Here is a 23,782-nt window from a genome sequence, read left to right on the forward strand (position 1 = left end):
CTTCGGCGGGCGTCTCGGCACCCTGCGGCGCACCGGCGGGAGCCGAAGCGCGCCGGGTGGCCCGGCGGCGACGCGGGGCAGGAGCGGCTTCCTCGGCCGGTTCCGGCTCCGGAGCGGCGGCCTTGGCGGGCTCGGCGACGGGGGTGGCCGGTATGGCCGGAGCTGTGCCCCCGGCGCCCTCGGTGCCACCCACGGGCGGCCCCGCGGGCCGCGACGCCGCACGGCGCCTGCGGCGCGGCGGCAGGGTGTCGCTGGGTGTGTTGTTGTCCGAGCCCTCAGGGGGTTCGATCGGCTCAAGCATGCGGGCGGTTCTCCCGTCACGCTCCCGGGCGCCGCGCCTGGTCCGGTGATGTCCGCGGCCCTCGCTCACCTACGCGGGGCCGCCATCCGGGGGCGTGGGCGCCGCACGGGAGCTCTATGTGTCTGTCTCACCGGTTCCGTACGCCCAAATGCGGACGGCCTGGCGAAAGTCTCGGTCAGTGCGCTGCCCGACCCAGGTGGCTCCCGAGTACAAGGGCGGCGCTTCGACATTCGTCCCTACGCGGGACCTTCCGTCGCCGGCACCTTCGCGGCGGCTGCGGCGACCCCTTGGTTCTCAAGTGGGGCCGTGGCTGCCTCGCGGTCGGGTGCGAGCGGGTCGGTCACCGTGCCGGTCTCGTCGTCAAGAAGCCCCTGCGCCAGCCTGGTCACCGCTGCGGCAACCGGCGGCGCCAGGTCAGCTACAGCTCTGAGACCGGACAAGACGTCGTCGGGTCGTACGGCAGGTGTCACGTGCCGAACAACCAGCCGCAGTATCGCACAGGGCTGGTCGGTCGGCCTATCAGCGTCGTGGCTGAGCGCCTCGTCAGAGGCGATTGCCTCAAGACTCACGACGGCCGCGCGGGCATCGAAGGTCCGCATGCCGTTCTTCGCGCGGCGCTGCACCTCGACGCTCTCCGCGGCCCGGAAGGCCTCGGCGGCACGCTCCGCGTCCGCGGGCTCCACGCCGTTCAGGCGCAGCTCCCAGACGGACCCGGTGAGCCGGTCGGCGAGCCCCGACGTACGGGACTCGACGGCGTCCACGATGTCGAGCCCGTTCGGCATCGACTCGTCGAGCAGCTCGCGCAGCTTGTCGGGGTCACGCGCTGCGGTGAGCGCGATCTCCAGGTACTCGGCCTCACTGCCCGTGCCGGTGGGTGCGGCATTGGCGTACGACACCTTCGGGTGCGGAGTGAATCCCGCCGAGTACGCCATGGGCACATCGGCGCGGCGCAGCGCCCGCTCGAAGGCGCGCTGGAAGTCACGGTGGCTGGTGAACCGGAGGCGGCCGCGCTTGGTGTAGCGCAGTCGGATGCGCTGCACCGCGGGAGCGGGCGGCGGGCCTTCGGGCTGTCGCTTGCCCAGTGTTCTAGTCCTTCGTGAGTGCGGTCGTACTGCTACCTAGAGTACGTGCCCCGGGCGTGTCAGGTTCCCGCCGGGCCACGGGCACCGGCGCGGGCTCCGCCGGGACCGCCCCCACCGGGACCGGTTCCTTCGGCGCCCCGAACAGCATGCGCCGCACGTCGGCACGGGCGTCCCGCACGCTCTGGCGGGCGGCGGCGAGTGCCTGCCGGGTGGCGCGGCCCGCGTCCTTGACCGCTTGTGCGGCAGGGCGCCAGACCCCGTCGCGCAGGGCGTGCCCGACGGGGGCGAGGACCGAGCGGTACACCCAGCGCACCGGGTCGACGAAGAGCCACCGCAGGAGCCTGCCGAGGAAGCGGCCCACGGCCAGCGAGACATACCCGGCGATCCGCCAGGCGTGTCCGAGCGCGTCGACGATCTCGCGTGCGACGACCGCGATGCCCCGCCCGATCGGGGCGAGGACCCAGCGCCACAGGGCGACGGCGGGTACGACGAAGATCCAGCGGCCCAGGGCGCCGAGCACCGTCCCGATCCCCCGGAGCAACCAGCCGGCCCCGGCCCCGATCCCCCACGCCGTCCACGCGATGCCCGCGCCAATTCCCTTGGCCAGCCAGGCGATCGCGTGCCCGACCGGCGTGAGGACCGACGCGTACAGCCAGGCGGCGGGGATGACGACGAGCACGCGCCCCAGCCAGGCGAGCCCCTTGCCGACGGGCACGACCACGTAGCGCCAAAGGCCGACCCACGGCCACACGAACACAGCCTTGAGCAGCCACACCAGACCGACACCGATGCCGCGCCCGGCCACCGCCGCCCCTGCCGCGACGCCCCGCGCGAGCCAGCTGACCGCGTGCCCGACCGGCGTGAGCACGGACGCGTACAACCAGACGGCCGGGATCACGACGAGCGTCCGCCCCAGCCACGCGATGCCGTGCCCGACTCCCTTGCACAGCCAGACGATCGCGTGCCCGACCGGCGTGAGGACCGACGCGTACAGCCACACGGCGGGCACCACGACCAACACCCGCCCCAGCCAGGCGAGCCCCTTGCCGACGGGCACGACCACATACCGCCAAAGACCCACCCACGGCCACACGAAGACCGCCTTGAGCAGCCACATCGTGGCGATGGTGGTGCCGAGCGCGACCGGTGTGAGGACGTACTCGTTCAGCCACTCCAGCGGCGTCACGATCAGCGTCCGGCCCAGCCAGGCGAACGCGCGCCCCACGGGCCGCAGCGCCCTGAAGTACAGAAAGCGGCCGCACACGGCGAGCGCGTCCCACGCCAGGCGGACCGGCACGACGAGCACGAGCACCACGATCCGCACCGGGATGCGGATCGCGACGGCGAGACAGCCCTCGGCCTGCGGCTGCGGTTGTGGTTGTGGTTGTGGATGCGGTCGTGGTGCGGCGAGCGGCTGCTCCGGCTCACGCTTGTGCAGCGAAGGCCGCTTTTCCAGGTCCATGCCGTCCTAGACGCTTCGGTGGAGGCTGCTGGTTCGTCAGGCGGCGGTCGGGATCCAGTAACGCAGCTTTCCGCCGCGTTCGTCCTCGAAGGCGCCGCCCGCGGCCTCGATCACCTTGCGCGAACCGGTGTTGTCGGTGTCGCAGGTGACCAGAACCGATGTGAGGCCAAGTTCGCGGGCGTACGGCAGGCTGTCGATCAGCATCGCCGTGGCGTGGCCGCGGCGGCGGGCTGTGGGGCGTATGTCGTAGCCGATGTGGCCGCCGTACTCGCGCAGGAAGCGCGTGTTGACGTTGTGCCGGATGGCCAGGCGGCCGAAGTAGTCGCCGCCGTCCGCGTACCAGAGGGTCGTCACGGGGACGGCGAACGGCTCGGCGGGGTGCACGGCGGCGCGGACCTCGGCCACATAGCGCTCGAAGACCACCGGGTCGTGCCACTTGTCGCCGTAGTCGCGCAGGGTGCGGCCGAGCGTCGTGTCGTCGTCATCGCCGCCGCGCCCCTCGGCACGGAACTCCTCCATCGCGGCGATGAAGGAGAGATGCACGAGGCCGGAGGGCGGGGCGAGTTGAGGAACACCGGCCCCGTCCACAGGCCCCGGCCGCTCCACTTACTTCACTACCGACAGCGGAAGGAGCTTCTTGCCGGTCGGGCCGATCTGGATCTCGGTCTGCATCTGCGGGCAGACGCCGCAGTCGAAGCACGGGGTCCAGCGGCAGTCCTCGACCTCGGTCTCGTCGAGCGAGTCCTGCCAGTCGTCCCAGAGCCAGTCCTTGTCGAGACCGGAGTCCAGGTGGTCCCAGGGCAGGACTTCCTCGTACGTGCGCTCACGCGTCGTGTACCAGTCGACGTCCACACCGAAGTCGGGCAGCGTCTTCTCGGCGCAGGCCATCCAGCGGTCGTAGCTGAAGTGCTCGCGCCAGCCGTCGAAGCGGCCGCCGTCCTCGTACACGGCGCGGATGACGGAACCGATGCGACGGTCACCGCGCGAGAGCAGGCCCTCGACGATGCCGGGCTTGCCGTCGTGGTAGCGGAAGCCGATCGAGCGGCCGTACTTCTTGTCGCCGCGGATCTTGTCGCGCAGCTTCGTGAGACGGGAGTCCGTCTCCGCGGCCGACAGCTGCGGGGCCCACTGGAAGGGCGTGTGCGGCTTGGGCACGAAGCCGCCGATGGAGACGGTGCAGCGGATGTCGTTGCCCGCGACCTCGCGGCCCTTGGCGATGACGTTCGCCGCCATGTCCGCGATCTGCAGGACGTCCTCGTCGGTCTCGGTGGGCAGGCCGACCATGAAGTACAGCTTGACCTGGCGCCAGCCGTTGCCGTACGCGGTCGCGACCGTGCGGATCAGGTCCTCTTCGGAGACCATCTTGTTGATGACCTTCCGCATCCGCTCGCTGCCGCCCTCGGGGGCGAACGTCAGACCCGAGCGGCGGCCGTTCCTCGTCAGCTCGTTCGCGAGGTCGATGTTGAAGGCGTCGACGCGGGTCGAGGGCAGGGAGAGGCCGATCTTGTCTTCCTCGTACCGGTCCGCGAGGCCCTTGGCGACGTCCCCGATCTCCGAGTGGTCCGCGGAGGACAGGGAGAGCAGGCCGACCTCTTCGAAGCCGGTCGCCTTGAGGCCCTTCTCCACCATGTCGCCGATGCCGGTGATGCTTCGCTCCCGCACGGGGCGCGTGATCATGCCGGCCTGGCAGAAGCGGCAGCCGCGGGTGCAGCCGCGGAAGATCTCCACGGACATGCGCTCGTGGACGGTCTCCGCGAGCGGCACGAGGGGCTGCTTCGGGTAGGGCCACTCGTCCAGGTCCATGACGGTGTGCTTGGACACGCGCCACGGGACACCGGACTTGTTCGGTACGACGCGGCCGATGCGCCCGTCCGGGAGGTACTCGACGTCGTAGAACCCGGGGACGTACACGCTGCCGGTCCTCGCGAGGCGGAACAGAACCTCCTCGCGGCCGCCGGGGCGGCCCTCGGCCTTCCACGCACGGATGATCGCCGTCATGTCGAGCACGGCCTGCTCGCCGTCGCCGATGACCGCGCAGTCGATGAACTGGGCGACCGGCTCGGGGTTGAAGGCCGCGTGGCCTCCGGCGAGGACGATCGGGTCGTCGATCGTGCGGTCCTTGGACTCCAGCGGGATGCCCGCGAGGTCCAGGGCCGTGAGCATGTTCGTGTAGCCGAGCTCGGTGGAGAAGCTGAGCCCGAACACGTCGAAGGCGCCGACGGGGCGGTGGCTGTCCACGGTGAACTGCGGGACCTTGTGCTCCCGCATCAGCTCTTCGAGGTCCGGCCAGACGCTGTACGTGCGCTCGGCGAGGACGCCCTCGCGCTCGTTCAGTACCTCGTAGAGGATCATGACGCCCTGATTGGGCAGCCCGACCTCGTACGCGTCGGGGTACATCAGCGCCCAGCGGACGTCGCAGGAATCCCATTCCTTGACGGTGGAGTTGAGCTCTCCGCCGACATATTGGATGGGCTTCTGGACGTGCGGAAGAAGCGCTTCCAGGCGTGGGAAGACGGACTCGACAGGCATCTCGGCGTCTCTCATGAGCTGGCAGGGGTGACCATCCAGCGTACCCCGGCAGTCAGCCGCCCAGATCCGCCCGCAGTTTCCCCTTGGACGCCTTGGCCCACACCTGAGGCAGCTCCCGCTCCCTGTCCGCCCCGGCCGCCTCCTCCTGGCCGTACAGGAGCCCCCAGGTGAAGGCGGTCTCGCCCGCAAGGTGGGCCTGTATCGCCAGGGTCCGCAGCGCGTCTCGGGCGACGACGCTGTCCTGGTGGTCGCCGAGCACTCCCTGGACGGCCTTCATCTGCTTGGCGAACCGCTTGGCGGGCTTGCCGAGCGCGGGCGTCGCCGCCTCGCCCGCGTACCGGGCGCGCTTGGCGGCCTTGCGGGCCTCGTGCATGGCCACGTCCCGCTTCTCGCCCGGGGGCAGCGCCAGGGCGTGCTCGACGCGGGGCGCGAGGCGTCGGTAGTCCTTGAGGACGGCCTTGGGGAGCGCCTTGGTCACGGGTGCGGCGGCGGCCGGAAGGAGCGGGGGGTCGGCGAGCAGGGCGTCGACGGACTCCAGGAGCGCCAGGTACCGCTTCCCGTCGAGTACGGCGACGGTCCTGCGCCGGGATCCGCTGCGGCGGGCGACGCTCCAGATGCGCAGCCGTCCGCGCACGGGGCCAAGGAGCAGGGTCCTCGGTACGGCGGTGATGCGCGCCGTGAGCCGCTCGGTCAGGACCTCCTGGTCACGGTCGACGCCGAGCTCGCCCGCGAGCCACTTCAGCTCGTCGCCGATCGGGTCGGTGGCGGTGCGGTCCACGATCTTGCGGAAGGAGCGGAACGCGCTGCGCATCCGCCGCGTGGCGACCCGCATCTGGTGCACGGAGTCCGGCAGGTCGCGGCGGACGTCGGGGTCCAGGGCCACGAGCGCGTCGTGCTGGGTGCGGAGGTAGGCGAGTACGTGGTCGCCCGCGGTACCGGGGCTGTCGCCGACGGCTTCCTTGACGGCCTCCGCCACGGCCTCGCTCTTGCCCGCCTTCTTGCTGCTCTTGACGGTCTTGCCCGTCTCCCCCGGCAGCTGTTCCTTCGGCGCCGTCTCCGCGAGCGCGCGGCTCAGCTTCGAGGACGACGCGGACCGCCGTACGCCCGCCTTCTTCAGCTTCTTCTCGACCTTGTCGAGCAGCGCGGGGTCGCCGTCGTCCGCCAGTTCCACCTCGACCTCGGACCACCCTGCGGTGGCGCCGCCCCCGGTGAGCCGCTCGGCCCGCACTCCGTCGATGCTGACCTCGGCCAGGAGGTCACCCTGGGCGTCGACGAGGTGGCACAGCTCCCTGGCGGACAACAGGCGGACGACAGGGATCAGTTCGGCATCGCGGACGCGTGAACGCACGAGGCCGAGCAGCGAGCGCGGCACGTCCTGCGAAAGGGGCGCGTGGATCTCGTCCCGCACCCCTTCCGCGAGCGCCACCGGCAGCTTGAGGTGCCAGCCCGCGTCTGCGCCGCCGGTGCGGTGGCGCAATGTGACGGAAGAGGCGGCGAGCCGCTGATCGGGAGTGTCCCAGTAGGTGGCGTCCAGCTCGACGACGCCTTTGTGGACGACATCCGCGACCCCGGCCACCCCGGTCAGGTCGGGCAGCGTCGCGTCCGCCCCGACGTCGTACTTCCGCTCGATCTCGCGCTTCGTCTCCGCCATGAACCGAATCTAGACGCGATCGCAGGCCAAGGGCAGACCTGCAACAGGCCTACGCCGACATCGGCCGCTGCACCTTGATGGACTGAAGCAGGCCCACGGCCACCCAGACGGCGAACATCGATGATCCTCCGTACGAGACAAAGGGCAGTGGCAGACCCGCCACCGGCATGATGCCGAGCGTCATGCCGATGTTCTCGAACGCCTGGAAGGCGAACCAGGCGATGATCCCGGCGGCGACGATCGTGCCGTACAGCTCGGTCGTCTCGCGGGCGATGCGGCAGGCCCGCCAGAGCAGGACGCCGAGCAGGACCAGGATGAGGCCCGCGCCCACGAAGCCGAGTTCCTCGCCCGCGACGGTGAAGACGAAGTCGGTCTGCTGCTCGGGCACGAACTGGCCCGTGGTCTGCGAGCCCTTGAAGAGGCCGGTGCCCGAAAGACCGCCGGAGCCGATCGCGATGCGTGCCTGGTTGGTGTTGTAGCCGACGCCCGCCGGGTCGAGCGCGGGGTTGGCGAAGGCCGCGAAGCGGGCGATCTGGTAGTCGTCGAGGACGCCGAGCTGCCAGACGGCGATCGCCCCTGCCGCGCCCGTGCCGAGGAGTCCGAAGACCCAGCGGTTGGAGGCGCCCGATGCGAGAAGCACGCCGAGCACGATCATCGCCATCACCATGACCGACCCGAGGTCGGGCATGAGGAGCACGATCATTATCGGTACGGCGGCAAGGCCGAGGGCCTGCAGGACCGTGCGGTGGTCGGGGTGGTCCCGGTCGCCCGCGTCCACCCGTGCCGCGAGCAGCATCGCCATGCCCAGGATGATCGTGATCTTCACGAACTCGGAGGGCTGCAGCGAGAAGCCGCCGCCGATCACGATCCACGCGTGCGCGCCGTTGATCGTCGCGCCGAGCGGGGTGAGGACGAGCAGGACGAGGAAGACGGAGATGCCGTAGAGGATCGGCACGGCCGTCCGCAGTGTCCGGTGGCCGAGCCAGATCGTGCCCGCCATCAGGGCGATGCCGATGCCGGTGTTCAGGACGTGCTTGAACAGGAAGGCGTACGGGTCGTCGCCGACCAGCTCGGTGCGGTTGCGCGTCGCCGAGTAGACGAGCGCGGAGCCGATCGCGGAGAGCGCGATCGCACAGAGCAGTATCGGCCAGTCGAGCCTGCGCACCAGCGAGTCGCGGGCGAGCACGCGGGACGTCATCGACGAGCGCTCGGGCCCGTATCCGGAGACGGAGAAGCCATTGTTACCGGCCACTAGTCGCGCCTCCCGTTCGCCGGCGCGCCCGCCAGTTCCTGCTGCTCCTGCGGCGGCTTGGGGGCCTCCGGCTTGTACGGCTTGAGCTTCGGCGAGTCGATCGAACCGTCGGTCTCGATCTTCGGCAGGTTCTTCTGCGGCTGGGGCAGCAGGGCCTTCTTGAGGTTCTGCTTGCCGCTGTCGTCCAGGCCGTAGATGCCGTCGTAGATCTTGCGGACGGCGGGGCCTGAGGCACCGGAACCCGTACCACCCTGGGCGATCGTCATCACGATCGAGTAGTCCTTGGTGTACGTCGCGAACCACGAGGTGGTCTGCTTGCCGTGGACCTCGGCCGTACCCGTCTTGGCGTGCATCGGGATCTTGTCCTGCGGCCAGCCGCCGAACCGCCAGGCGGCCGTTCCCTTGGTGGCGACGTCGGCGAGGGCACCGTCTATGTCGTTCCGGGTCTTCTGGGTCATGGGCAGCTTGCCGTGCGACTTCGGCTTGATCTCCTGCGTCTGCTTGCCGTCGGCGCTGATGATCGCCTTGCCGACCGTGGGGTCGTGGAGGGTGCCGCCGTTGGCGATCGCGGAGTAGATCGTCGCCATCTGTATCGGCGTGACGAGGGTGTCGCCCTGTCCGATGGAGTAGTTGACGGAGTCACCGGCGCGCATCTTCATGCCTTCGAGGCAGTTCTCGTACGCGATCTGCTGGACGTAGTCGCCGCCCTTCTTGCCCTGCTTGCACCAGCCGTCCTTGTTGGCCTTCCAGAAGTCCTTCTTCCACTGGCGGTCCGGGACGCGGCCTGTGACCTCGTTCGGCAGGTCGATGCCGGTCTCCTTGCCGAGGCCGAACTGGTGTGCGGTCTTGTAGAACCAGTCCTTGGCATCCTTCTTCGGCTTGTTGCCGCCGTCCTTGGACCACTGGTCGTGCGACAGCTTGTAGAAGACGGTGTCGCAGGAGACTTCGAGGGCCTGGCCGAGGCTGATGCTGCCGTGGCCCTTGGACTCGAAGTTCTTGAAGGTCTGGCCGCCGATGGAGTACGAGCTGGGGCAGGGGTAGCTGCCGTTGAAGTCGTAGCCCGCGTTGACCGCCGCGGCCGTCGGGACGACCTTGAAGATCGAGCCGGGGGCCGCCTGGCCCTGGATGGCGCGGTTCAGGAGCGGGTAGTTGGACTTCTTGCCGGTGAGCTGCGCGTAGTCCTTGCCGGAGATGCCGCCGACCCAGGCGTTCGGGTCGTAGGTCGGGTTGGACGCCATGGAGACGATGCGTCCGGTCTTGTTCTCCATGACGACGACGGCGCCCGCGTCGGCCTTGTAGTTCTCGTTGGTGTTCTTGTCGAACTCCTGGCGGGCCTTCTTCATCGCGTCGTTCAGCCAGTACTCGGACAGGGCCTGCACGCGCGCGTCGATGCTGGTGACGACGTTCGCGCCGGGCTCGGCCGGGTCGTCCTTGGCCTTGCCGATGACGCGGCCGAGGTTGTCGACCTCGTAGCGGGTGACGCCCGCCTTGCCGCGCAGCTGCGCGTCGTACGTCCGCTCGAGGCCGGAGCGCCCGACCTGGTCGGAGCGGAGGAACGGCGATTCGGTGTGCTCGGCCTTCTTGATCTCGTCGTCGGTGACGGGCGAGAGGTAGCCGAGCACCTGGGCGGTGTTGGACTTGCCGGGCGCGGCATAGCGGCGCACGGCGGTGGGCTCCGCGGTGATGCCGGGGAAGTCCTCTGCGCGCTCGCGGATCTGGAGGGCCTGTTTGGGCGAGGCCTCGTCCGTGATCGGGATCGGCTGGTAGGGCGAGCCGTTCCAGCAGGGCTGCGGGGTCTTGGAGTCGCAGAGGCGGACCTTGTCGCCGACTTCCTTGGCCGTCATGCCGAGGACGTCGGCGAGCTTGGCGAGGGCCGACTTGCCGTCGTCCTTCATCTTCATCAGCTCGGTGCGGGACGCGGAGACGACGAGGCGGGTCTCGTTGTCGGCGATCGGGACGCCGCGGGCATCGAGGATCGAGCCGCGTACGGCGGGGTCGACGACCTGCTGGACGTGGTTGCCGGAGGCTTCCTCTGCGTACTCCTCGCCGTTGCGGATCTGGAGGTACCAGAGCCGGCCGCCGAGGGTGAGGAGGAGGGAGAGCACAAGGATCTGGATGACGATGAGGCGGATCTGGACTCTTGGGGTCCGTCCGGTCTCGGGGATGTTGGTCACTGCTGTTCCTCCCCCTCTCAGTGTGTGTACGAGTAGTACGTGTACACGACCGACCTGTGTGCGCGGCCGGTCGGGTACGGGGCCAACTGCCCTTCGGTCACAGGCGCTTGACCCCCTTGATGCGTCCGGCGCGCGCGACGCGGGCCTTGGCCGCCTTCATCCGCAGGCCGCCGCGCTGGTTGCCGATGCGCAGGCCGGTGCCCGATGAGAGCCAGCCGGATGAGACGTCCGCGGCCTTGCTCGCGGGAGAGGTCTCCCCCAGCGGATCGTTCTCGGCTCTCCGGGCGAGCGCGATGATCAGCGGCACGGTGAACGGCGCGAGGAGCAGGTCGTACAGGGCGGCCGTGAAGAGGAGCCCGCCCAGGCCCACGTGGCGGGCGGCGGTGTCCCCGACGAGGGCGCCCACACCCGCGTAAAGGAGGGTCGATCCGATGGCGGCGCCGACGACCACGACGAGCGGCCCGGTGGCCGACCTGAGCCGGCCGGTCTCGGGCTTGGCCAGGCCCGCGAGGTAGCCGACGACGCAGAGCACCAGGGCGTACCGCCCGGCCGCGTGATCGGCGGGCGGGGCCAGGTCGGCGAGCAGTCCGGCGCCGAAGCCGATGAGGGCGCCGCCCACATGGCCGTAGACCAGGGCGAGGCCGAGCACCGTGAGCAGCACGAGGTCCGGGACCGCGCCCGGCAGTTGCAGCCGGGCCAGGACGCTGACCTGGATGACCAGGGCGACGACCACCAGGGTGATGGAGAGCAGGATTCGGTTGAAGCGCATGGGTCCGGGACTCCTACTGCTCGTTGCCGTTGTCGGCGCCGTCGTCCTGGGCCTGTCCTGACGGCGTGGCCGTCACGGTCACCGTCGGGGTCGGCTTCGGCTTGGCGGGCTTCTTCGGCAGGACCGTGTCGCGCGGGTCCTCGCGGGGCGCTTCGACGACGACACCGACGATGTCCAGCTTGGTGAAGCCGACGTACGGCTTGATGTAGATGTTGCGCGTCAGGTCACCGCCCGACGGGTCGACCCGGACGACCTGGCCGACCGGCACACCGGGCACGAACGGCTTGTCGGCCTGCGAGCCGAAGGTGACCAGGCGGTCGCCCTTCTTGACCTTGGCCTTGCCGTTGAGCATCTGCACCGAGAGCGGGCGGTCGCCCTGTCCGGTGGCGAAGCCGAGCTCGTCGGTCTTCTCCATGCGGGTGCCGACGGTGAAGTCCGGGTCGTTGGCGAGCAGGACCGTCGCGGTGCTCGGGCCGACCGTGGTGACGCGGCCGACCAGGCCGTCGCCGTTCAGGACGGTCATGTCGCGCTTGAGTCCGTCGTTGGCGCCCGCGTCGATGGTCACGGTCCAGGAGAAGCCCTGGGCCGCTCCTATGCCGATGACCTCGGCGCCCTTGATGCCGTACTGCCCTGCGCCTGCGCTCTTGAGCATGCTGTCGAGCTGTCTGACCCTGCTGCGGTTGCGGTCGTCGCTGCCGAGCTTCGCCTTCAACGCGGCGTTCTGCCGCGTGAGTTCGGCGATCCGGTCATGCCGGTCGCCGGAGTCCCGTACCGCGCCGACCGCGTTGCCGATCGGGTCGACGGCGGACGACACTCCGTCCTCGACCGGGCCGAAGACCGTGGCGGCGGCCTGGCGGGCACCGTCGACCGGCGAGTCCTCGCCACCGCGGATGTCCACCGTGATCAAAGCGAACGCGATGGCGATCAGCAGCACCAGGAGCAGCCGGCTCTCTCGTGTGTCCCTCACGTGCGGCGGCCGTGCCTTCCTCAGTTGGAAATCTTTGGAATTCTGAGCAACTGTGCGTGCCCTCTATGGGCCTCTATATCAACGATCCGCCGCACGAGGTGACAGGCACTCGTACGGCGGACACCCGTTCAGCGGGTTCGCGCCACCCTCAGCGGCGCGGCGACGCGTCAAGGACCTGCTGGAGCGCCTCGAACTCCTCGACGCACTTGCCGGAGCCGAGCGCCACGCTGTCCAGCGGGTCCTCGGCGATGTGGATCGGCATGCCCGTCTCGCGACGCAGACGCTCGTCGAGGCCACGCAGCAGGGCGCCGCCTCCGGTGAGAACGATGCCGCGGTCCATCACGTCACCGGAAAGCTCCGGCGGGCACTTGTCGAGGGTGGTCTTGACCGCGTCGACGATCGCGTTGACCGGCTCCTCGATGGCCTTGCGCACCTCGGCCGCGGAGATGACGACGGTCTTGGGAAGACCGGAGACCAGGTCCCTGCCGCGGATCTCGGTGTGCTCGTCGGCGTCCATGTCGTACGCCGAACCGATGGTGATCTTGATCTGCTCGGCCGTGCGCTCACCGAGGAGGAGGGAGTACTCCTTCTTGATGTGCTGGATGATCGCGTTGTCCAGCTCGTCGCCCGCGACACGGATCGACTGTGCCGTGACGATTCCGCCGAGCGAGATGACGGCGACCTCGGTGGTGCCGCCGCCGATGTCGACCACCATGTTGCCCGTGGCCTCGTGGACCGGCAGGCCGGAACCGATGGCCGCGGCCATGGGCTCCTCGATGATGTGCACCTGGCGCGCGCCGGCCTGCGAGGAGGCCTCGATGACGGCGCGGCGCTCGACTCCCGTGATGCCGGAGGGCACACAGACGACGACGCGCGGGCGGGCGAGGTAGCGGCGCTTGTGGATCTTCAGGATGAAGTAGCGGAGCATCCGCTCGGTGATCTCGAAGTCGGCGATGACGCCGTCCTTCAGCGGTCGCACGGCAACGATGTTGCCCGGCGTGCGACCGATCATCTTCTTGGCTTCGGCGCCGACAGCGAGGATGCCACCGGTGTTGGTGTTGATCGCGACGACGGACGGTTCGTTGAGAACGATCCCCCGACCCCTGACGTACACCAGCGTGTTGGCGGTCCCGAGGTCGACAGCCATGTCACGGCCGATGAACGACATGTTGTTCCCCATGAGGATGCGTCTGGCCTTCCCTGGAGCTTCTGATGGCTTTTTAGGTAGGCGAGGTGGGTGCTGTGTGGCGTGGAGGCTTACATCGTAGTCTCGCCTGCACGAACACGGCGCTAGGGTCTTCGCCATTGTCAGCAGATGATGCGCCGCCTCGCTCTTGGAGACGTGCCATCGGAGGCACGGGTTCCCCCAATTGGGCCGCATATGCCAAGGGGCGGCCGGTTTTCTCGGCCACCCCTGGTCAGGGCGGTGCCCTGCTGACTAGGCGTCAGAAGTCTTTACGAAACTCTTTACGTGCGCCTGTCAGATACTTGCGTCCGACCGGCGAACGGCACCCGTCAGACGGCGCCCGGGAAGAAGATCTTCAGCTCGCGCTCGGCGGACTCCTCGGAGTCCGACGCGTGGATCAGGTTCTCCCGGACGATGGTGCCGAAGTCGCCCCTGATGGAGCCGGGCGCCGCGGCGATCGGATCGGTCGGACCCGCGAGGGCACGCACGCCCTCGATGACGCGCTCGCCCTCGACGACGAGCGCGACGACCGGGCCGGAGGCCATGAAGTCGACCAGCGGCTCATAGAAGGGCTTGCCCTTGTGCTCGCCGTAGTGCTGCTCCAGCGTCTCCTGGTCGAGCGAGCGCAGTTCGAGCGCGGAGATCGTCCAGCCCGCCTTGCGCTCGATGCGGCCGATGATCTCGCCGATCAGGCCACGACGGACGGTGTCGGGCTTGAGCAGGACGAGAGTGCGCTGGGTCATGTGCGGCTCCAAGCATTTTTTCTACGAGCGTGTGGGTTGCCCGGCAGAATACCGGCACCCACTACACCGCGTTACCTCCGGCCCCGGGGAGCCCGCCCCGCCCGGCACGGCGGGCCGGGCGGCACGGGCGAGCCGGTCAGGCCCCGGCCTCCGCCTCGGCCTGCGCCGCGAACCTTGCCTTCGCCTCGTCGATCTGCTGACCGAAGTGCAGCGATGCCCACCACAGCACGGCGAAAAGCGCCCCCATGAAGAACATGATCGGCACGATGAACCCGCTCACGATGAGCGCGATCTGCAGCGCCCAGCCCAGCTGCACCCCGCCGGGCCGCGTGATCATTCCGCACAGCAGGACGCTGAACAGCATCGCGATGCCGCAGACCGTCCAGACCGTGCCCATCGACAGGTCCGGGTCCTTCATGGCGACCAGACCGGCGAAGCCGATGACGAAGAACTCGCCGATCAGCGTCGAAGCACAGAGCGTACGCACAGGAGTCAGCCCCTCCCCAGGAGCAGTCGGGCCTCGCCGACGGTGATGACGGAGCCGGTGACCAGGACGCCACCGCCCGCGTACTCGCCCTCTTCCTCGGCGAGGGTGATCGCGGCCTCCAGGGCGTCCGGCAGGCGCGGCTCGACCTGGACGCGTTCGTCGCCGAAGACCTCGACGGCGAGCCCGGCCAGCGTGTCCGCGTCCATCGCGCGATGGCTGGAGTTCTGCGTGATGACGACTTCGGCGAAGATCGGCTCGAAGGCTTCGAGCAGCCCCTTCATGTCCTTGCCCTCGCTCGCGGCGACCACGCCGATCAGGTTGCTGAAGTCGAAGACCTCGCTGATCGCCTCGGCGGTGGCGCGGGCGCCCGCCGGATTGTGCGCGGCGTCCAGGACGACGGTCGGCGAGGTGCGCACGACTTCGAGGCGGCCCGGCGACGAGACCGAGGCGAAGGCCTTGCGGATGGCCTCGATGTCGAGCGGGCGCGCGTGCTGCGAGCCGATACCGAAGAATGCCTCCACCGCGGCGAGCGCGACGACGGCGTTGTGCGCCTGATAGGCGCCGTGCAGCGGCAGGAAGATCTCCTCATACTCCCCGCCGAGACCGCGCAGGGTCAGGAGCTGGCCGCCGACGGCCACCGTGCGGGAGACGATGCCGAACTCCAGGCCCTCGCGGGCCACCGTCGCGTCGACCTCGACGGCCTTCTTCAGGAGCACCTGCGCCGCGTCCACCGGCTGCTGGGCGAGGATCACCGTCGCGTCCGGCTTGACGATGCCGGCCTTCTCGCCGGCGATCTCGCCCGGCGTGCTGCCGAGGCGGTCGGTGTGGTCCAGGTCGATGGGCGTGACGACGGCCACCGAGCCGTCGATCACGTTCGTCGCGTCCCAGCTGCCGCCCATGCCGACCTCGACGACGGCGACGTCCACGGGGGCGTCCGCGAAGGCCGCGTACGCCATGCCCGTGAGCACCTCGAAGAAGGAGAGCCTGTACTCCTGCTGGGAGTCGACCATGTCGACATAAGGCTTGATGTCGTTGTACGTCTCCACGAAGCGCTCGGCCTCGATGGGGGCGCCGTCCAGGCTGATGCGCTCGGTGATCGACTGGACGTGCGGCGACGTGTAACGACCGGTGCGCAGCTCGAAGGCGCTGAGCAGGGCCTCGATCATGCGGGCCGTGGACGTCTTGCCGTTCGTGCCGGTGATGTGGATCGAGGGGTACGCGCGCTGGGGCTCGCCCAGGACGTCCATCAGCGCGGCGATCCGGCTGACGGAGGGCTCAAGCTTCGTCTCTCCCCAGCGGCCCGCGAGCTCTGTCTCGACCTCGCGGAGCGCCTTGTCGATCTCCGGGTCGGTGGGGCGGGACGGGATGTCCGCCTCGGGCGGGCCCGCCTGGGTGCGCAGGGTGCGGCTGCCCGCCTCGATCACGGCGAGGTCGGGGTCGCGGTCGGTCTCGGCTTCGACGATCTCGTCAAAACGGTCGGCGTTGTCGTCGCGGTCGGGGTGCTCGCTGTCAGGCGGGGGGAGGTCACTCACACACGCCAGTCTACGGACGGGGTCTGACAGCCGCCGCCGGGACCTGCCACCGCCCTGTCCGGGCCGTGTCGGGACTTTGGTCCCGGTCGATTCGGGACCTTGGTCCCGCCGATCCGGTCAATCGCCGGGCAAACTTGGTGATCATGGACATAGGCATCGACCTCGGTACAGCGAACACCCTTCTCTACGTGCGCGGGCAGGGCATCGTGCTCAACGAACCGTCCGTGGTCGCCGTCAAGGAGGGGGCACGCACAGCCCTCGCCGTCGGTACGGAGGCCAAGGAGACGATCGGCCGTACGCCGGGGTCCATCACCGCGATCCGCCCGCTGAGGGGCGGCGTGATCAGCGACTACGAAGCCGCCGAGGAGATGATCAGGCACTTCGTGCGCAAGGCGGTGCCGGGGCGTCGTCCCCGTACGCGGATGGTGGTGTGCGTGCCGAGCGGCGTCACGCCGGTCGAGCGCCGGGCCATCGTGCACGCGGCGCAGCGGGCGGGCGCCCGTGCCGTGCACCTGGTGGAGGAGCCGATGGCCGCGGCGATCGGGGCGGGGCTTCCGGTGGCGGAGCCGCGGGGGTCGATGGTGGTCGACATCGGGGGCGGGACGTCCGAGGTCGCCGTCATCTCCCTGGGCGGGATCGTCACGTCGCAGTCGCTGCGGGTGGGCGGCGACCGTCTGGACGAGGCGATCACCAACTTCGTGCGCAAGGAGCACGGGCTGCTCATCGGCGAGCGGACGGCGGAGGACATCAAGGTCGCGATCGGCTCGGCGTGGCCGGTGCCCGGGGACGAGGCGCTGGAGTCGCGGACGTTCACCGTGCGGGGGCGGGAAAAGGTGCGCGGCCTCCCGAAGACGGTGGAGCTGACGGTGCCCGAGGTGCGGGCGGCGCTCGACGAGCCGGTGGAGGCGATCATCGCCGCGGTGCGGACGACGCTGGAGGAGTGCCCGCCCGAGCTGTCGGGCGACGTCATGGAACACGGCATCGTCCTGACGGGCGGCGGAGCACTGCTCCCCGCCCTCGACCTGCGTATGGCATCGGCCACGGGCATCCCGGTGTTCGTGGCCGACGACCCGCTGGACAGCGTGGCGATGGGCTGTGGAAAGTGCGTGGAGGACTTCGACGCGCTGGAGCGGGTGATGTCGGCGGCGTAGGCCTGCGGCCGGCTGGGCGGGAGTTCGGGGCGGGCCATCCTGCCCGAATTATCGTATGTATGACCTTTGTTGGGTGAGGCGTGGGCAGCGGCGTGGCGGGCCTCGAAAAGTTGCCTCCGGGGTTCAAATCAGACCATGTGGTATGCCCAGAACCCCGGCCGACGGACCCGCCAGCTGCTCGGCGACGGCGCGGTCCTGCTCTGGACCGCGCTGTGGACCGCCGCGGCCTTCGTCGCCTACCGGCTGGCCTGTCTGCTCACCCGCCCCGCGCCGGAAACCCACGCCCCGTCCCTCGGCGATCCCTCCCGCCTGCCCCTGGTCGGCGATCGCGTCGACTCCGCGCTGCGGGCCGCCGCGGACGTCGCAGGAGCCGGGGACCCGGTGACCGTCCGCGCTGCGGTGATCGTGGGCGCCGTCGTCGTCTTCCTCGTACCCGTCGGCCTCGTGCTCAGCAGCTGGCTCCCCCGCCGCCTGCGCTGGATCCGGCAGGCTGCCGCCGCCCATGAGCTCGCCGCGAGCGACGACGGCCGCGAACTGCTCGCCCTGCGCGCCCTGCTGCGTCCTCTGGACGAGGTCGCGCGGATGGCGTACGAACTCCCCGACGCCACCGCGGGCAGCCTCGCCGAGGGCTGGCGCGGCGGCGACCCCGACATCATCGACGCACTCGCCGAGGTGGAGCTTGTGCGCCTCGGGCTGCGCATCGACAGAAACGGGACAGGGCTCATGGAACCGTGCGGTCCCATGAGCCCTGTCCCCATCGCGTGATGCGGCGTGACTAGGCCTGCGGCAGGCCGTCCAGCTGGGCCTGCAGCCTGCTGATGTCGGCGTCCGCCTTGGTGAGGCGGCCACGGATCTTGTCGACCACGTTGTCCGGCGCCTTCGCCAGGAACGCTTCGTTGCCGAGCTTCGCCGTCGCCTGCGCCTTCTCCTTCTCGGCCGCCGCGAGGTCCTTGGCGAGGCGCTTGCGCTCCGCCGCGACGTCGATCGTGCCGGACAGGTCGAGCGCGACCGTGGCGCCCGAGACCGGCAGCGTGGCGGTGGCAGCGAAGCCATCACCCTCCGGCTGGAGGCGCAGGAGCTGGCGGATCGCCGCCTCGTGCGGGGCCAGCGCCGTGCCGTCCAGGGTGAGCCGGGCCGGGACCTTCTGGCCCGGCTGGAGCCCCTGGTCGGCGCGGAAGCGGCGGACCTCGGTGATGACCTGCTGGAGGGTCTCGATCTCCTGCTCGGCCCCGCTGTCACGGAAGCCACTGTCCTTCGGCCACTCGGCGATCACGAGGGACTCGCGGCCGGTGAGCGTCGTCCAGAGCGTCTCCGTGACGAACGGGACGATCGGGTGCAGGAGACGCAGCGTCACGTCGAGGACTTCGCCCAGGACGCGGCCGGAGACCTTCGCCGCGTCGCCGCCGCCCATGAACGTGGTCTTGGACAGCTCGACGTACCAGTCGAAGACCTCGTCCCACGCGAAGTGGAAGAGGGTGTCCGACAGCTTGGCGAATTGGTAGTCGTCGTAGAACGCGTCGACCTCGGCGACCGTCGCGTTGAGACGGGACAGGATCCAGCGGTCCGTCGCCGACTGCTGCTCCACGGGAGGGAGTTCGCCCTCGATCGTGGCGCCGTTCATCAGCGCGAAGCGCGTGGCGTTCCAGATCTTGTTGGCGAAGTTCCGCGAGCCCTGGACCCAGTCCTCGCCGATCGGCACGTCGACGCCGGGGTTGGCGCCACGGGCAAGGGTGAAGCGGACGGCGTCCGAGCCGTACTTGTCCATCCAGTCGAGCGGGTTGACCGCGTTGCCGAAGGACTTCGACATCTTCTTGCCGAACTGGTCGCGGACCATGCCGTGCAGCACGATCGTGTGGAACGGCGGGGTGCCGTCCATCGCGTACAGGCCGAACATCATCATCCGGGCGACCCAGAAGAAGAGGATGTCGTAGCCGGTGACCAGGACGGAGTTCGGATAGAACTTCGCCAGGCTGTCGGTCTGCTCGGGCCAGCCGAGCGTGGAGAACGGCCACAGACCGGAGGAGAACCAGGTGTCCAGGACGTCCGAGTCCTGGGTCCAGCCCTCACCGGTGGGCACCTCGTCGTCGGGTCCGACGCAGACGACCTCGCCGTTCGGCCCGTACCAGACCGGAATCCGGTGGCCCCACCAGAGCTGGCGCGAGATGCACCAGTCGTGGAGGTTGTCGACCCAGTCGAAGTAGCGCTTCTCCATGTCCTGCGGGTGGATCGCGACCTTGCCGTCGCGGACCGCGTCACCGGCGGCCTTCGCGAGCGGGCCGACCTTGACCCACCACTGCATCGACAGGCGCGGCTCGATGGTCGTCTTGCAGCGTGAGCAGTGGCCGACGGAGTGCGTGTACGGGCGCTTCTCGGCGACGATGCGGCCCTCGGCGCGCAGGGCGCCGACGATGGCGCTGCGGGCTTCGAGCCGGTCGAGGCCCTGGAAGGGGCCGGGAACGGTGATCACGGCGTGCTCGTCCATGACCGCGATGTTCGGCAGGTCGTGGCGCTGGCCGATCTCGAAGTCGTTCGGGTCGTGCGCCGGGGTCACCTTGACGCAGCCCGTGCCGAACTCGGGGTCGACGTGCTCGTCCGCGACGACCGGGATCGAGCGGTCGGTCAGCGGCAGCTTGATCAGCTTGCCGACGAGGTGCTTGTACCGCTCGTCGTCCGGGTGGACGGCGATGGCGGTGTCACCCAGCATCGTCTCGGCGCGGGTGGTGGCGACGACGAGGGTCTCGTCCCCGTCGCCGTACTTCAGGGAGACGAGCTCGCCGTCGTCGTCCTGGTACTCGACCTCGATGTCGGAGATCGCGGTCAGACAGCGCGGGCACCAGTTGATGATGCGCTCGGCGCGGTAGATCAGCTCGTCGTCGTAGAGCTTCTTGAAGATGGTCTGGACGGACTGGGACAGGCCCTCGTCCATCGTGAACCGCTCACGGTCCCAGTCGACGCCGTCGCCGAGGCGGCGCATCTGGCCGGAGATCTGCCCGCCGGACTCGCCCTTCCACTTCCAGACGCGCTCGATGAACTCCTCGCGCCCGAGGTCGTGGCGGGACTTGCCCTCCTTGGCGAGCTCGCGCTCCACGACGTTCTGTGTGGCGATACCGGCGTGGTCCATGCCCGGCTGCCACAGCGTCTCGAAGCCCTGCATGCGCTTGCGGCGGGTGAGGGCGTCGATGAGCGTGTGCTCGAAGGCGTGGCCCAGGTGCAGGGATCCCGTGACGTTCGGCGGCGGGATGACAACGGTGTACGGAGGCTTCTCGCTCGCCGCGTCGGCGGAGAAGTAGCCGCGTTCTACCCAGCGCTCGTACAGCGTCCCCTCTACCTCGGCCGGCGCGTACTGGGTCGGCAGTTCGGTGATGGGCGCTGGAGTCTGCTGCTGAGGATTCTCGGTCACGGGCCCAGTTTAGAGGTGTCACAGACCCGTCCCGAAACCGGATTCTTGAGTAACGGTTGCGGCCCGATGCCCCACAGGGCTCCGGCGTCGGTCAGGATGTCGGCATCACATAAACGCACTCACGGGGGAACTCACGCAATGAGCTACAACCAGCCTGGCCCGTACGGCGGGCAGCAGCCCCAGCAGCCCGGTCCTTACGGGCAGCAGCCGGGCCAGCCTGGCCCCTACGGCCAGCAGCCGCAGGCACCCCAGCCCGGCTACGGCTATCCCCAGCAGCCCCCGCAGGGCGTCCCTCCGCAGCAGGGCGGCTACAGCCAGCCGCAGCAGCCGGGTCCCTACGACCACGGCCAGCAGCAGGGTCCCTACGGGCAGGTCCCGCCGCCCCCGCCCGCAGGTGGCGGCAGCGGCAAGAAGACCGGCCTCATCATCGGCGCGGTCGTCGCGCTCGTCGCCATCGGCGGCGGCATCTGGTGGTTCACGGCGGGCAAGGACAGCGGTTCCGCCTCCGTCGCGGACGACGGGGTGCACAAGCTCGTCACGCCGGAGACGGTTCTCTCCGAGTACAAGAAGCAGGCCGGCACCGGCGGCGGCTTCGACGACAGCGACATGGAGAGGGCCGAGAAGGACGGCGTCAAGAACGGCAAGCCCGTGGACGCCCAGTACCAGGCGGGTGACAAGAGCAACCCGCTGGCGCAGAAGATGATCAAGTTCATGGGCGTCTACGGCGAGATCGACGACCCGTCCAAGGTCGTGGACGGAATGTTCGACAAGATGAAGACGGAGTCCGAGAAGGAGGACGCCTCCACGTCCACGGGCAAACTGGTCGGCAGCCCGAAGAACTTCGACGCGGACGGCGCTGTCGTCAAGTGCCAGGAGACCAAGGTCAAGGGCGGCGGCTCAGGACCCAAGGAGATCAGCATGCCGGTCTGCATCTGGGGCGACCACAGCACCCTCGGCATCGTGATCCCGGTCGACATGGGCAGCGCCATGACCGGCAAGAGCGCCTCGCTGGACGACGCCGCCGACACGGCGACGAAGCTCCGCAAGGAAGTCCGCGTCAAGGCCTGATTTCTCGTCCGATGTCCTGATGGCGTCACCTCTTGCTCAGCAGCCCCGGCCACTTTGGCCGGGGCTGCTTCCGTCAGGATGTCGACTACACATAAGCGCACTCACGGGGGAACCCACTCATGAGCTACAACCAGCCCGGCCCGTACGGCGGCCAGCAGCCCCAGCAGCCCGGACCTTACGGAGGAGGGCAGCAGCCGCAGCAGCCGCAGCCCGGCCCCTACGGTCAGCCGCCGCAGGCCCCGCAGCCCGGCTACGGCTACCCCCCGCAGGCGCCCCAGCAGCAGGCCCCGTACGGCCAGCCGCAGGCTCCGTACGGGCAGCAGCCGCAGGCCCCCTACGGGCAGGTCCCGCCGCCTCCGCCCCCGCAGGGCGGCGGCAAGAAGACCGGCATCATCATCGCCGCCGTGGTCGCGGTCGTCGCGGTCGCCGTCGGTGGCTACTTCGTCCTCGCGGGCGGTGACGACGAGAACGGCGGCAAGAAGGGCGGCTCCTCGTCCGTGGCGGGCGGCGGCTCCGGCATCAAGGACGACGGGCCGCACAAGCTGATCACTCCGGCGACGGTCCTCACCGAGTACAAGAAGAACACCGAGACCGGCAGCGACAGCGGCATGAGCTCCGACGACGTCAAGAAGGCCGAGGAGCAGGGCGTGAAGAACGCCAAGGACGTCGCGGCCCAGTACCAGGCGGGGGACGAGGACAACCCCCTGTCGCAGAAGGTGCTGCAGTTCAACGGCGTCTACGGCGACATCACGGACCCCGAAAAGGTCGTCGACGCGATGTTCGGCGAGGCGGCGAAGAACGCCGAGGGGGGCGGCACCGGCGCCGGTGGCGGCGAGATGAAGCTGGTCGGCAGCCCCAAGTCGTACAGCCCCGCCGGGCTCGACGGCGCGGTCCTGAAGTGCCAGGAAGCCAAGCTCGACCTCGGTTCCTCGTCGACCGCCGGCAGCAGCCAGGGCCCGAGCGAGATGTCGATGGCGACCTGCATCTGGGGCGACAACAGCACCCTGGGCATAGCGATCACCTCGGACGTGGCGAACGCGATGGCCGGCAAGAGCGCCGACCTCGACGAGGCAGCGGCGACGACGGCCAAGTTCCGCAAGGAAGTCCGCGTCAAGCTCTGAGGTGACCGAACGCGTCTGGAGGGGGACCAACGTCATGAGTTACCACCAACCGGGCCCGTACGGCGGCCAGCCGCCGCAGCAGCCTGGGCCCTACGGCCAGCAGGGGCCCTACGGCGCCCCTCAGCAGCCTCCGCCCCCGCAGCCCGGCTACGGCTACCCCCAGCAGCCTCAGGGGCCGTACGGGCAGGCCCCGCCGAGCGGCGGTGGCGGCAAGAAGGCCGGGATCGTCATCGGTGCCGTCGTCGCGATCGCCGCGGTCGGCGCCGGCGTGTGGTGGTTCACGGCGGGCAAGGACGGCGGATCCGTCGCCGACGACGGCAAGACGTACAAGCTGACGGTGCCCACGGCCGTCCTTGGTGGCGAGTACAAGCAGGACAACTCGGGCGCCGCCGGTGGCAGTATGTCGTCGAGTGATCTGAAGGACCTGGAAGAGCAGGGCGTCAGCAACCCCAAGGACGCCCACGGCGCGTACAACTCCGGTTCGGGCGCGAGCATGAAGAGCCTCAACTTCTCCGGTGTGTACGGCGAGATCGACGACCCCGAGAAGGTCGTGGACGCCATGTTCGCTCAGATGAAGAAGAAGTCCAGGACCGAGCCCGGGAGCGCGAGGCTCATCGGCAGCCCCGAGGAGTTCACCCCGGACGGCTTCGACAACGGCGTGCTGAAGTGTCAGAAAGCCGAGCTCCTCATCGGCCCCGACAAGGCCTCTCAGGAGGAGGGTGTCCCCAACACCTTCCAGATGCCGATGTGCATCTGGGGCGACCACAGCACGGTCGCCTCCGTCGGGCACTCCGACGCGGGCGCCACCGCCGGCGGCAAGGACATCTCCCTCGACACGGTCGCGGGCCTGGCCGCCAAACTCCGCGCCGACGTCCGCACCGAGGCCAAGTAGCAAATAGCCCCACAC

The 23,782-nt window shown here is 69.6% G+C and carries 20 protein-coding genes; 5 read left to right on the plus strand and 15 right to left on the minus strand.

Annotated elements, in window-relative coordinates:
- From ACFQ7F_RS35725 to ACFQ7F_RS35790, 14 genes are all read right to left on the minus strand, one after another.
- Positions 1-301 (minus strand): hypothetical protein (locus ACFQ7F_RS35725; RefSeq protein WP_383280065.1); only part of this gene is annotated, 301 nt, incomplete at its 3' end.
- 236 nt (positions 302-537) lie between these two features.
- On the minus strand, positions 538-1,341 hold the full coding sequence (locus ACFQ7F_RS35730; RefSeq protein ID WP_383280067.1) for a TIGR03936 family radical SAM-associated protein: 804 nt from the start codon (positions 1,339-1,341) through the stop codon (positions 538-540).
- Between the two features lie 46 nt (positions 1,342-1,387).
- Positions 1,388-2,845, minus strand: a complete 1,458-nt coding sequence (locus ACFQ7F_RS35735; RefSeq protein WP_383280070.1) for a hypothetical protein — start codon at positions 2,843-2,845, stop codon at positions 1,388-1,390.
- A 36-nt stretch (positions 2,846-2,881) separates the two neighbouring features.
- A complete protein-coding gene (locus tag ACFQ7F_RS35740) occupies positions 2,882-3,433 on the minus strand; it encodes a GNAT family N-acetyltransferase (RefSeq protein ID WP_383280073.1) in 552 nt (183 codons plus the stop codon).
- 18 nt (positions 3,434-3,451) lie between these two features.
- Positions 3,452-5,374 (minus strand): TIGR03960 family B12-binding radical SAM protein, encoded by a 1,923-nt coding sequence (locus ACFQ7F_RS35745; RefSeq protein ID WP_383280076.1) that lies wholly within the window; start codon positions 5,372-5,374, stop codon positions 3,452-3,454.
- 52 nt (positions 5,375-5,426) lie between these two features.
- Complete coding sequence (locus ACFQ7F_RS35750; protein WP_383280079.1) at positions 5,427-7,025, minus strand: CHAD domain-containing protein; 1,599 nt, start codon at positions 7,023-7,025, stop codon at positions 5,427-5,429.
- 49 nt (positions 7,026-7,074) lie between these two features.
- On the minus strand, positions 7,075-8,277 hold the full coding sequence (rodA, locus tag ACFQ7F_RS35755; protein WP_383280082.1) for a rod shape-determining protein RodA: 1,203 nt from the start codon (positions 8,275-8,277) through the stop codon (positions 7,075-7,077).
- Positions 8,277-10,451: a penicillin-binding protein 2 gene (mrdA, locus tag ACFQ7F_RS35760; RefSeq protein ID WP_383280085.1), complete on the minus strand. Its 2,175-nt coding sequence runs from the start codon at positions 10,449-10,451 to the stop codon at positions 8,277-8,279. Before mrdA ends, rodA begins: the two co-directional genes overlap by 1 nt.
- 97 nt (positions 10,452-10,548) lie before the next feature.
- Complete coding sequence (gene mreD, locus ACFQ7F_RS35765) at positions 10,549-11,220, minus strand: rod shape-determining protein MreD (RefSeq protein WP_383280088.1); 672 nt, start codon at positions 11,218-11,220, stop codon at positions 10,549-10,551.
- Between the two features lie 13 nt (positions 11,221-11,233).
- Entirely contained in the window at positions 11,234-12,187 is a 954-nt protein-coding gene (mreC, locus tag ACFQ7F_RS35770) for a rod shape-determining protein MreC (RefSeq protein WP_383280090.1), read from the minus strand.
- 148 nt (positions 12,188-12,335) lie between these two features.
- The gene (locus ACFQ7F_RS35775; RefSeq protein WP_160505014.1) at positions 12,336-13,355 is read right to left on the minus strand and encodes a rod shape-determining protein; all 1,020 of its coding nucleotides are present in this window, start codon (positions 13,353-13,355) and stop codon (positions 12,336-12,338) included.
- Between the two features lie 347 nt (positions 13,356-13,702).
- Complete coding sequence (ndk, locus tag ACFQ7F_RS35780) at positions 13,703-14,116, minus strand: nucleoside-diphosphate kinase (protein WP_383280092.1); 414 nt, start codon at positions 14,114-14,116, stop codon at positions 13,703-13,705.
- A gap of 136 nt (positions 14,117-14,252) precedes the next feature.
- Positions 14,253-14,603 carry a DUF4233 domain-containing protein gene (locus tag ACFQ7F_RS35785; RefSeq protein WP_383280094.1) on the minus strand — a complete coding sequence of 117 codons (351 nt, stop codon included), beginning with the start codon at positions 14,601-14,603 and terminating at the stop codon, positions 14,253-14,255.
- Between the two features lie 5 nt (positions 14,604-14,608).
- Positions 14,609-16,135: a bifunctional folylpolyglutamate synthase/dihydrofolate synthase gene (locus ACFQ7F_RS35790; RefSeq protein ID WP_383280097.1), complete on the minus strand. Its 1,527-nt coding sequence runs from the start codon at positions 16,133-16,135 to the stop codon at positions 14,609-14,611.
- A 143-nt stretch (positions 16,136-16,278) separates the two neighbouring features.
- Between ACFQ7F_RS35790 and ACFQ7F_RS35795 the strand changes: the two genes are divergently transcribed.
- Positions 16,279-17,286: a rod shape-determining protein gene (locus ACFQ7F_RS35795; protein ID WP_383280100.1), complete on the plus strand. Its 1,008-nt coding sequence runs from the start codon at positions 16,279-16,281 to the stop codon at positions 17,284-17,286.
- 135 nt (positions 17,287-17,421) lie between these two features.
- Positions 17,422-18,051 (plus strand): hypothetical protein, encoded by a 630-nt coding sequence (locus ACFQ7F_RS35800; RefSeq protein ID WP_383280103.1) that lies wholly within the window; start codon positions 17,422-17,424, stop codon positions 18,049-18,051.
- Between the two features lie 10 nt (positions 18,052-18,061).
- Here the strand turns inward: ACFQ7F_RS35800 and ACFQ7F_RS35805 are convergent, their stop codons facing one another.
- Entirely contained in the window at positions 18,062-20,686 is a 2,625-nt protein-coding gene (locus ACFQ7F_RS35805) for a valine--tRNA ligase (RefSeq protein WP_383280106.1), read from the minus strand.
- A gap of 138 nt (positions 20,687-20,824) precedes the next feature.
- On the opposite strand from ACFQ7F_RS35805, the gene ACFQ7F_RS35810 reads away from it, so the two are divergent.
- The 3 genes from ACFQ7F_RS35810 (at position 20,825) to ACFQ7F_RS35820 (ending at position 23,767) form a co-directional block, all read left to right on the plus strand.
- Positions 20,825-21,754, plus strand: a complete 930-nt coding sequence (locus ACFQ7F_RS35810) for a hypothetical protein (RefSeq protein WP_383280108.1) — start codon at positions 20,825-20,827, stop codon at positions 21,752-21,754.
- Positions 21,755-21,873: 119 nt separating this feature from the next.
- Positions 21,874-22,875: a hypothetical protein gene (locus tag ACFQ7F_RS35815; protein WP_383280111.1), complete on the plus strand. Its 1,002-nt coding sequence runs from the start codon at positions 21,874-21,876 to the stop codon at positions 22,873-22,875.
- Positions 22,876-22,909: 34 nt separating this feature from the next.
- The gene (locus ACFQ7F_RS35820; RefSeq protein ID WP_383280114.1) at positions 22,910-23,767 is read left to right on the plus strand and encodes a hypothetical protein; all 858 of its coding nucleotides are present in this window, start codon (positions 22,910-22,912) and stop codon (positions 23,765-23,767) included.
- The last annotated feature ends 15 nt before the right edge of the window (positions 23,768-23,782 follow it).

The sequence above is a fragment of the Streptomyces sp. NPDC056486 genome (assembly GCF_042795295.1).
Classification (GTDB): Bacteria; Actinomycetota; Actinomycetes; order Streptomycetales; family Streptomycetaceae; genus Streptomyces.